Below are 10,265 nucleotides of genomic sequence, written 5' to 3' on the forward strand. Positions count from 1 at the left end.
ACGCATCTCACAGCAATCAACGAAGGACGCATCATGTCTAACACCCGCAGCGAATCCCTGGCCACTTCCCCCAAACACTACAGCGTCATCGTGGTCGGCGGCGGCCAGGCCGGCCTGTCCATGAGCTACTACCTCAAGCAGGCCGGCATCGACCATCTCGTGATCGAGAAGCACACCGTCACCCACACCTGGCGCAGCCAGCGCTGGGATGCCTTTTGCCTGGTCACGCCGAACTGGCAGTGTGCCTTGCCGGGCTATCCCTACCAGGGCGATGACCCGCACGGCTTCATGAAGAAGGACGAGATCACCGCCTATCTCGATGGCTTTATCGGCATGGTGAACGCACCGGTGCTGGAGCATACCGAGGTCCGCCGCGTGAAGCCGCTGGAGCAGGGTGGCTACCTTGTCTCCACTTCGCAGGGTGACTTCACCGCCGGGCAGGTGGTGGTGGCCTCGGGCGGCTATCACACGCCGATCGTGCCGCGTATGGCGGAGCGCCTGCCCGCCGGCATCCGGCAGCTCCAGTCCTCGGAGTACCGCAGCCCGCAGGTCTTGCCGGAAGGCGGCGTGCTGGTGGTGGGCTCCGGCCAGTCCGGCGCGCAGATCGCGGAGGACCTGCACCTGGCGGGCCGCAAGGTGTTCCTGGCTGTCGGCGAGGCCCCGCGCTGCGCGCGCTTCTACCGTGGCCGCGACGTGGTGGACTGGCTGGCCGACATGCAGTACTACGACATGCCGGTGCAGGAGCATCCGCTGCGCGAAGGCGTGCGCGACAACACCAATCACTACGTGACCGGCCGCGATGGCGGGCGCGATATCGACCTGCGCAAGTTCGCCACCGAAGGCATGGAACTGTTCGGCGCGCTGGAAGACTTCCACGACGGCAAGCTGCGCTTCACGCCGAACCTGAAAGCCAACCTTGACGATGCGGACGACACCTACAACCGCATCAACGCCAGCATCGACAAGTTCATCGACAAGCACGGCATTGCCGCGCCGGCCGCCAGCGCGTATGTGCCGGTATGGACGCCGGGCGAGGAACGCTGGGCACTTGACCTGGCCGAGGCCGGCATCGGCGCCGTCGTCTGGTGCATCGGCTTCCGCCCGGATTTCAGCTGGCTGGAGGCGCCTGTCTTCAACGGACGCGGCTATCCGGGCCACGTGCGCGGCGTGACGGCGCAGGATGGCCTGTATTTCCTTGGCCTGCCGTGGCTGCATACCTGGGGCTCCGGCCGCTTCTCCGGCATCGCCCGGGATGCCGAGTACCTGGCGGCGATCGTCAGCGAAAAGCTCGGCGTGCAAGCACTGGCGGCCTGACATGTTCGACGCGCACACAAGCCATGTCGCTGGCATGCCGAACCTGTCCTATACCGGCCTGTCGGAGAACTGGCTGCTCAAGGCGTGCGGCGACCTGCACTGGCAGGGGCTGGCGAACCTGTCCGGCCAGGCGCTGCCGGAGTTCCGGGACGCGGAAGGCAACAAGGCTTACGCAGCCTTCACCGCGATCCGGTTGCGGGAGGCATCGCTCGAAGCGCTTGGCGAGAACGCGGCATTCTCCGTGAACACGCGGTTGATGCGGGTGGCCGGCGCACGGCATTTCAGCTCGCACGAACTGATGCAGGAAGGCGATGGCTCTGGCGCCAGGCGCGCGCAGGTATCGATGGTATCCACCTTTATCCGGCGCCAGCGCGAGCGGGACAACCGCTCGGTGGTCAGGGCCGCGTTCAACATGCCTGTGGATGGGCCGCCGCCGGCAGCGGCGGTGGAAATGGCCGCGCTGGCCAAGCAATTTCGCGCGGGAGACTGGGGCGGACATCTTGGGCTGGAGCAGGCCCGGCACCGCGGCAGCCACACTGCCGGGTACCTGCCTTGCCCCTACAGCGACTTCAACGGCGCGGACCTGCTTTACTTCGCCAACTTCCAGGCCATTGTCGATCGTGCCGAGTGGCAATGGCAGCGTTTCGAGGAGCCGCCGACGGTAGCGGCGCGAGACCTGTTCTTCCACGGCAACGTCAACCTTGGCGAAGTGCTGGAGTTGTCGTTCTCCGCCGTGGATATCCGGCCGGACGGTCTTGCGCACTGGTGCGAGATCCGGCGCGGCAGCGATGGCGAGAAGATTGCCGACGTGGTGACGCGCAAGCGATGGAGAATGCGATGAGCAGTGGCGCAGAGCCGCCGGACACGGCGCGCGCGGTGCCGCGCAAGCCCGTCTGCAAGCCCGTCTATACCGCCGCCGACCTGGAGGGGCTGGCGCACCTCGGCAGCCTGCCGGGTGAGGCGCCGTTCGTGCGCGGGCCCCATCGCTCCATGTACGCGGGCAAGCCGTGGACCATCCGGCAGTACGCGGGCTTTGCCGATGCCACCGCCTCCAACCTGGCGTTTCGCAAGGCGCTGGAGCAGGGCGCGCAGGGTTTGTCGGTCGCCTTCGACCTGCCTACCCATCGCGGCTACGACTCGGACCATGCGCTGGCACAGGCGGACGTCGGCATGGCCGGCGTGGCGATCGATTCCGTGGAGGACATGAAGCGCCTGTTCGACGGCATCGCGCTGGACCGTGTCTCGGTGTCGATGACGATGAGCGGGGCCGTGCTGCCGGTGCTGGCGGCTTTCCTGGTGACGGCGGAAGAGGCAGGCATCCCCCTCGGGCAACTGAGCGGAACCATCCAGAACGACATCCTCAAGGAGTACATGGTCCGCAACACCTGGATCTTCGCGCCCGGGCCGTCGATGCGGATCTGCGCGGACGTGGTGGCCTACCTGGCGCGGCATGTGCCCAGGTTCAACGGCATGTCGATCTCCGGCTACCACTTCCAGGAGGCCGGGGCGGACCCGGTGCTGGAACTGGCGCTGACGCTGGCCAACGGTGAGGAGTACGTCAGGCAGATCCGCGCGCGCGGCCTGGACGTGGACGATTTCTGCGGGCGGCTGAGTTTCTTCTTCGGCGTGGGCAAGGACTTCTTCACCGAGATCGCCAAGCTGCGCGCCGCGCGCCTGCTGTGGTGCGAAATCGTCCGTGGCCTCGGCGGCGCCACGGACCGGGCCACCACGCTGCGCACGCACTGCCAGACCTCGGGATGGTCGCTGACGGCGAAGCAGCCCGAGAACAATATCGTTCGCACCACCGTGGAGGCGATGGCGGCGGTGTTCGGCGGCACGCAGTCGCTGCACACCAATGCGTACGATGAAGCGCTGGCGCTGCCCAGCGCCGATTCAGCCCGGCTGGCGCGGGACACGCAACTGATCCTGCAGCACGAGATGGGCCTGTGCGATGTCGCCGATCCCTGGGCTGGTTCCTACATGATGGAGTCGCTGACCGCGCAGGTTGCCGCTCAGGTGCGCGCGCTGATGGCGGAGATTGCCGCGCGTGGCGGCGTGCTGGCAGTCATCGGGTCCGGCTGGGTGCATGAGCTGATCCATCGCGCCGCCCTGCGGACGCAGGCGGATATCGATGGCGGCAAGCGCGTCATCGTTGGCGTCAACCGCTACCAGGCGGCGGCCGGGGAGGCGCCGGCCTGCCTGGAGATTGACGGGCGGCAGGTGCGGGCGCATCAGCGCGAGCGGCTGGCGGCGCTGAGGGCCGGGCGTGACGGCGAGGCCGTGGCACAGGCGCTGCACGCGCTGACGAAGGCGGCGCGCAGCGGGCAGGGCAACCTGCTGGCCCTGACCATGGACGCCGTCCGCTGCCGAGCGACCGTCGGCGAGTGCACGCGCGCGCTGGAGCAGGCGTGGCCGCGGTACACGATGGTCCCGGCCTACGCGGCTGGGGCCTACGCCGCCGCGCGCGACGCGGCGCCGGCCTGGGAAGCCGCCTGCGCGCAGGTCCGCAAACTGCACGCGTGCCTGGGGCGCCCGCCAAGGATGCTGCTTGCCAAGCTGGGACAGGACGGCCACGACCGTGGCGCGAAGGCGGTGGCGGCGGCGCTCGCCGACGCCGGTTTTGCCGTCACGCTGGGCCCGCTGTTCCAGGCGCCGGACGAAGCCGCCGCGGTGGCCGCGCAGGGCGGCTTCGACGCATTGGGCATCTCCACGCTCGCCGGCGCCCACCTGGACCTGCTGCCCCGCCTGGTCGACGCGCTGCGCCAGCGCGGGCTGCGCACCCCGGTCTTTGCCGGCGGCGTGATCCCCGCCGGCCACGTCAGGCAACTGCGGGACATTGGCGTGCGTGCCGTGTTCGGGCCGGGGGAGGCGATGGAAGCCATCGTTGCCGGCATCGCGCGGGAACTGCTCGGCCAGGTCATGCACGCGGTGCCGCAGCCATGACGCCGGGGCGGATGCCTTGCCCATGGCCATGCCGGCTCGAACGAGTGCCGGAAGCAGGCGCGGGTGACCTCCAGAGGTTACAATTTGAAACGGGTGCGCAGGAGTGCTTACGCGGCCCCAAAAATTCGAACTGGAGGAAACTACCTGGTTCGTGCATTGACAAGTATAAGAAACACCCGCCCCCCAAATGTCCTTCCGTAGACTGTTTCGCATTGACCTTCGACGGTTGATTATTTCACTGGCCGTCATCAGTTCCTTGATCGCCCTGGTAAATACTTTTCATGCCAGCTACCGCGTCCAGCGCGAGCAGTTGATTTCGAACACGCTGGAGGCGAATCGCGTCTATGCGGCCAAATTGTCCGAGAGTACGGACAACTTCCTCAAAGCGGCCCAGCAACAACTTGCATTCAGTGCATCTGTATTGTCGGAAAATCTGGGGAATGAGCAGCAATTGCTGAGTGAAGCGCGGCGGCTACAGCAACAAACGGATAGCTTCAATTCCGTCGTGATCGTGAATGCTCAAGGGAGAGTACTAACGACCTCGCCAACAACGCTGCAACTGCAAGGCGAGTACCTGAACAGCCCGGGTGCAAGAGAAGCCCTGAACTCCAAGAAACCGACCATTAGTCAGGTCTACATTTCGACGGCTGGTAATCTGGTAGTCAATATCTCGCAACCGATTCTTTCTGGTGACGGAAAATATCTGGGCTACGTCAGCGGCTCGATATACCTCAAGGAAAGAAGCATACTGCATACCTTGCTAGGTGAGCACTATTATCGTGATGGCTCTTATCTATATGTTGTAGATCGTAACGGACGACTCCTCTACCACACAGATCCCAGCAGGGTTGGTACTATTGTTCAGGAAAACTCAGCCATCTCTGCTGTCATGCTGGGGAAATCTGGTGCTGAGCGTGTTCTAAATAGCAAAGGCGTCGATATGCTTGCTGGCTACGCTCCACTGCCTCGCAGTGGTTGGGCGGTCATTGCGCAGCGCCCGACGGCTGCGACCCTTGCACCGCTCGACGGTTTAATGCTGGATGTTCTGCGCCATACCGTGCCTTTGGCTGCGTTATCTCTTCTGGGTATTTGGTGGCTGGCTCGGTTGATCTCCAAGCCACTCTGGCAGTTGGCCAGCAATGCCGAGCATTTCGACTCCAACATTGCGGCCGAGAAAATTCTTCAAGTGCAATCGTGGTATTTCGAGGCGACACAACTCAAGCGTGCGATGCTTTCTGGGCTCACCCTCGTGCAGGAGCGTATTGGGAAACTGAATCTTGCCAGCCTTACGGATCCGATGACGGGCCTCTACAATCGCCGCGGCCTGGAAACAACGCTGGATCGGTGGAAAGAAAAAAATAGATCATTTTCAATCATTGCATTAGATATCGATCGATTTAAAAAGGTAAACGATACCTACGGACATGACGCCGGCGATCGGGTAATAATGAACATAGCAAGCATGATGAAAAAATGCTCGCGTAGTGCTGACATACTTTGCCGCAGCGGCGGAGAAGAATTTCTCATGCTGCTGCCTGACACGGAAATTGCCAATGCAGGCGAAGTCGCCGAGCGTCTTCGCCTGCAAACTGCGCAATGCGAAACGTCAGGTGTAGGCTATGTCACTATATCCCTTGGCATTGCGAGTTGGCCAGAATCCAGCCCTGACATGGGGCAGGCTTTGAAACTAGCTGATACAGCGCTATATGCGGCAAAAGAGCAGGGGCGAAATCGAGTAGTCGCATACAGTCCTGACTCATCGTCAGGTGCTGCAGTACAGTCAAAGACGTCCAGCGCGGCGGTGCTCCCACCCAAGGACTGACGAAACACACAAAAGTGCGAAAGCTCGCCCTTGAGCAGGGATGTGCGCGACACCAATGCACTGCAGTCTGACAATATTTTTTTAAAGGGTTAGTAACTATTTGCGGGCCAACGGATTTGGCGTCGGTTCCCCGATCTTGGTCAGCGTATTGCGGTCGGTGTGGTGGAACGGTTCCGTCTTGCCGCGGATCATGAGAACCGTGTCCTCGTCGTAGGACCACGTTCCGTTCTCGTTGATGGTGACTTTGATGCGGAACTCGACCGTGTCGAACGCGAGTTCGAGAAAGGGATTGGAGCTGATGCCGGCGGTGCTGGATCCCTTCGTTGCAACCAGTTCGAACGTCTTCGCGTCGGCGGATGCCTTGCCCATGGCCATGACGGTCTGGCCGCGCGGAATCGTCAGCGTGTGGATGATGTTCCCGGTAGCCGGCTCCCAAAGCCAGTAACCCACTTGCTCGTGATACGTCTTCACCTGATCCGGCTTGGTGATATGCGTGTGATAGCGCAAGCCATAGAACAGTTGTGGTCCGTTGGTCTGGGGGTCGACCGGCTGAAGCTCGATTCGCTCGACGAACGCCTGCTTTCGCGGTCCATCCACCTTGGGCTTGACGTCCAGCCCACGCGTCCCTTGCCAGATACCGGCCATGCCTGTCAGCGGCCCGAGATTGCTTAGCGTGTCGACATCCAGATCGGAGGGTTCCGTGTAGATGTCATGCAGTTGTGCGGACTGTGCAACCTGTTCAACCTGGTCTGCCTGTTTCGACTCTTCCATTGCTATTCCCTGACGCGGTACTCAAGAAAATGCCACCGCGCAGCTGCCGCTGCAGCGAAAGACGCGGGGACTTGAAGTGCACTTTTTCTGGCGGTGGCCAGAGCCATCCGATGGTTCCCTGGGATTCCCGCTGCGCTCGGCGGGTGTGCCGATTGTACCGGTCCAATCACGCGCATGTCGCCGGGCAGGCGAACCTGGCCGGGGAGCGCCCCTGAACACCCGGGCGGCCCCGGAAGTTGCCTCTGGAAAGATCGAGGCAAAGTGCTAGGATTCATAGTCAGCCAGGCACGGCAACGGGCCGCGCGAGATCGCCAGTACCCTGTCCGATGCCATAGCGAAGTGGCCTGTCAAAAGGGGAAAGCCATGGATACCAAGGCGCGGGCCGATGAAGGCGGGCAAGGCATCCCGGAGCCATCCGGCCCGGCATTGCCGGGACAGGTAGTGCTTGTGCTGCAAGGCGGTGGAGCGCTTGGTGCCTACCAGGGCGGCGTCTACCAGGCGCTGCACGAGGCGGGCATCGAGCCGGACTGGGTCATTGGCACGTCGATCGGGGCGATCAATGGCTCGATCATCGCCGGCAACAAGGCCGCGGACCGGCTTTCCCGGCTGCGGCAATTCTGGGAGCAGGTTGCCCGGCGCGGTCCGTTCGAGATGGCCAGTCTCCTGCCCGGAGCCGACAACAGGTTCGCGGACCTCGCCACGGTCATGCAGGGCATCCCCAACTTCTTCGTGCCCAATCCCGGCGCGTGGTTCGGCCTGCATGCACAGCTTGGCGTCGAGCGGGCCGGATTCTATTCGACCGGCCCGTTGCGCGAGACGCTCCTTTCGCTGGTGGATTTTCCTTACCTGAACCAGAAGCACACGCGGCTGACCGTGGGCACGGTCAATGTGTGCAGCGGGCAGATGCATTACTTCACCAACCGCGACATCGCCCTGAGCCTTGAGCACCTGATGGCATCGGCGGCATTCCCGCCAGGGTTCCCGGCCGTGCGTATCGAAGGCGAGGCCTATTGGGACGGCGGTATCTGCTCGAACACGCCGCTTGAAGCCGTGCTCGACGATTATCCGCGCCGCAGTTCGGTGATCTTTACCGTGCAGCTATGGCCGGTGCGAGGGCCGGAACCGCAGACGCTGTGGGACGCCATGGGCCGGCAAAGGGACATCCAGTATGCGAGCCGGGCGGAGACCCAGCTGGCGCGGCAGAGGCAGTTGCACCGGCTGCGCCATGTGATTCGCGAGCTGGCCCAGTACATTCCGGAGCCCGAGCGGCAATCGGCCGCGGTCAAGGAGTTGCTGGGCTGGGGCTGCCATACCACCATGCACGTGGTGGAACTGAACGCGCCGCCGTTCGGGGGCCAGGATCTTACCAAGGACATCGATTTCACCGCGAGCGGTATCGAAGCGCGCTGGAGCGTGGGCCATGCAGATGCCACGCGGGCAATCGGACTGGCGCCCTGGCGCGGGGTCATGGATGCCATCGAGGGGATTGCCGTGCACGATACCGCGCTGGCGCCGGCATGAGCGCGCCGGCCTGCCGGGCGGCCCCCGGCACGAACCCCTCCGGTTAGTCGGGATTCATTGCCCGCGGCCGGCGGCTGGGATATCGTTCAGCCTGGCTCGCGGCGGGTGCGGCAACGTATGCGCCGGGGCCGCCTCCACAAAAGGGGAGACCATTACGGCTTACCGGCTTACCGGCTTATGGCCTCCCGTATTTCAGCCACCGCACGCCGGGCCGGAGTTCGCCATGGACACCCAAGAGCGGACGATCCCCCGGCAGGACAGCGCTGGCGTTTATCGCGACCCGATGCAAGGTGCCTGCCGCAGGCACCGCGCCGGGGCCATCATTGACGTAGTCTTGTTTGGAGAGTGATCCCCATGCCCGCATTCCGTTCCGAAACCGACTCGATGGGCGCCATCGACGTACCCGCGGATCGCTACTGGGGCGCGCAGACGCAGCGCTCCACCATCAATTTCCCGATCGGCGTCAGCCGCTTCCGCTGGCAGCGGCCGGTCATTCGCGCGCTGGGCATCCTCAAGCGCGCGGCGGCCGAGGCGAACGCGGAACTGGGCGAGTTGCCTGACGACCTGGCCCGCCTGATCGTGCAGGCGGCCGACGAGGTCATCGCCGGCAAGCTGGACGATCATTTCCCGCTGGTGGTGTTCCAGACGGGGTCCGGCACGCAATCGAACATGAACGCCAACGAGGTGATCTCCAACCGGGCCATCGAGCTTGCCGGCGGCGAACTCGGCAGCAAGAAGCCGGTGCATTCGAACGACCACGTGAACCGCGGCCAGAGCTCCAACGACACGTTCCCGACCGCCATGCACATCGCTGTGGTCGAGCAGATCCACACCAAGCTGTTCCCGGCGGTGAGCGCCCTGCGCGATACGCTGGCCGCCAAGGCGCAGGCCTACCAGGACATCGTCAAGACGGGCCGCACGCATTTGCAGGACGCCACGCCGATTACGCTCGGGCAGGAAATCAGCGCCTGGGTCGCGCAGATCGATTTCGGCCTGAACGCCGTCAAGACAGCGCAGCCGGGCCTGCTGGAACTGGCCATCGGCGGCACGGCGGTCGGCACCGGGCTGAACGCGCATCCGCAATTCGGTGCGCGCGCCGCGGCCCACATTGCCACGCTCACCGGCCATCCGTTTGTCGACGCGCCGAACAAGTTCTTCGCCCTCTCCGCGCACGATGCGCTGGTGCAAACCTCCGCCGCGCTGCGCACGCTCTCCGGCGGCCTGATGAAGATGGCGAACGACGTACGCTGGCTGGCCTCCGGCCCGCGCTGCGGCATTGGTGAACTCAACATCCCGGAAAACGAGCCGGGCTCGTCGATCATGCCGGGCAAGGTCAATCCGACCCAGTGCGAAGCGATGACCATGGTGTGCGCGCAGGTGTTCGGCAACGATGCGACGGTGGCTTTTGCCGGCAGCCAGGGCAATTTCCAGCTCAACGTGTACAAGCCGGTGATGGTCCATAACGTGCTGGAAAGCATCGAGCTGATCGCGGACTCCTGCCTCGCGTTCAACGATCACTGCGCGCTTGGCATCGAGCCGAACCTGCCGAAGATCGCGGAGAACCTCGACAAGAACCTGATGCTGGTGACGGCGTTGAATCGCCATATCGGGTATGACAAGGCGGCGGCGATTGCCAAGAAGGCGCATAAGGAAGGATTGACATTGAAGGGGGCGGCGCTGGCGTTGGGGTATCTCACCGAGGAGGAATATGCGCGGTGGATTGTGCCGATTGAGATGACGCATCCTAATAAGGATTGAGGGGGATTTTTGGGGGGTAGGCTGGCTCGGTGGGAGGTGGGGTTTTACTGCTTCTAGCTGCTGGCGCGGCTGTGCGGGGTTGGCCGTTTTCGCACACGGGGTTGTCACTTTTCTTTACGAGCCGACGACAGCACTG

Annotated in this window: 7 protein-coding genes; 6 read left to right on the forward strand and 1 reads right to left on the reverse strand. The window is 63.8% G+C overall.

Annotation, left to right across the window (positions count from 1 at the left end):
* The first annotated feature begins 33 nt into the window (after positions 1-33).
* From CF70_RS26985 to CF70_RS27000, 4 genes are all read left to right on the forward strand, one after another.
* On the forward strand, positions 34-1,314 hold the full coding sequence (locus CF70_RS26985; protein ID WP_035872205.1) for an MSMEG_0569 family flavin-dependent oxidoreductase: 1,281 nt from the start codon (positions 34-36) through the stop codon (positions 1,312-1,314).
* A 1-nt stretch (position 1,315) separates the two neighbouring features.
* Positions 1,316-2,155, forward strand: a complete 840-nt coding sequence (locus CF70_RS26990) for a Pnap_2097 family protein (protein ID WP_035872208.1) — start codon at positions 1,316-1,318, stop codon at positions 2,153-2,155.
* Positions 2,152-4,257: a methylmalonyl-CoA mutase gene (gene scpA, locus CF70_RS26995; protein ID WP_051649075.1), complete on the forward strand. Its 2,106-nt coding sequence runs from the start codon at positions 2,152-2,154 to the stop codon at positions 4,255-4,257. The genes CF70_RS26990 and scpA overlap by 4 nt, the downstream gene beginning before the upstream one ends.
* A gap of 187 nt (positions 4,258-4,444) precedes the next feature.
* Positions 4,445-6,079, forward strand: coding sequence for a sensor domain-containing diguanylate cyclase (locus CF70_RS27000; RefSeq protein WP_051649077.1), 1,635 nt, complete (start codon positions 4,445-4,447; stop codon positions 6,077-6,079).
* A 96-nt stretch (positions 6,080-6,175) separates the two neighbouring features.
* Here the strand turns inward: CF70_RS27000 and CF70_RS27005 are convergent, their stop codons facing one another.
* On the reverse strand, positions 6,176-6,850 hold the full coding sequence (locus CF70_RS27005; protein ID WP_051649079.1) for an FABP family protein: 675 nt from the start codon (positions 6,848-6,850) through the stop codon (positions 6,176-6,178).
* Between the two features lie 363 nt (positions 6,851-7,213).
* Between CF70_RS27005 and CF70_RS27010 the strand changes: the two genes are divergently transcribed.
* Together CF70_RS27010 and fumC are read left to right on the forward strand one after the other, a co-directional pair.
* Positions 7,214-8,371 carry a patatin-like phospholipase family protein gene (locus tag CF70_RS27010; protein WP_051649080.1) on the forward strand — a complete coding sequence of 386 codons (1,158 nt, stop codon included), beginning with the start codon at positions 7,214-7,216 and terminating at the stop codon, positions 8,369-8,371.
* Between the two features lie 354 nt (positions 8,372-8,725).
* Complete coding sequence (fumC, locus tag CF70_RS27015; protein ID WP_035872214.1) at positions 8,726-10,129, forward strand: class II fumarate hydratase; 1,404 nt, start codon at positions 8,726-8,728, stop codon at positions 10,127-10,129.
* Positions 10,130-10,265 lie beyond the last annotated feature (136 nt).

It is taken from the genome of Cupriavidus sp. SK-3, assembly GCF_000611145.1.
Taxonomy (GTDB): Bacteria; Pseudomonadota; Gammaproteobacteria; order Burkholderiales; family Burkholderiaceae; genus Cupriavidus.

Excerpts from the sequence above, each read along its gene's own strand:
- CF70_RS26985 (WP_035872205.1), top strand. The coding sequence starts at position 34 with ATGTCTAACACCCGCAGCGAATCCCTGGCCACTTCCCCCAAACACTAC.
- CF70_RS26990 (WP_035872208.1), top strand. The coding sequence starts at position 1,316 with ATGTTCGACGCGCACACAAGCCATGTCGCTGGCATGCCGAACCTGTCC.
- scpA (WP_051649075.1), top strand. The coding sequence starts at position 2,152 with ATGAGCAGTGGCGCAGAGCCGCCGGACACGGCGCGCGCGGTGCCGCGC.
- CF70_RS27000 (WP_051649077.1), top strand. The coding sequence starts at position 4,445 with ATGTCCTTCCGTAGACTGTTTCGCATTGACCTTCGACGGTTGATTATT.
- CF70_RS27005 (WP_051649079.1), bottom strand. The coding sequence starts at position 6,850 with ATGGAAGAGTCGAAACAGGCAGACCAGGTTGAACAGGTTGCACAGTCC.
- CF70_RS27010 (WP_051649080.1), top strand. The coding sequence starts at position 7,214 with ATGGATACCAAGGCGCGGGCCGATGAAGGCGGGCAAGGCATCCCGGAG.
- fumC (WP_035872214.1), top strand. The coding sequence starts at position 8,726 with ATGCCCGCATTCCGTTCCGAAACCGACTCGATGGGCGCCATCGACGTA.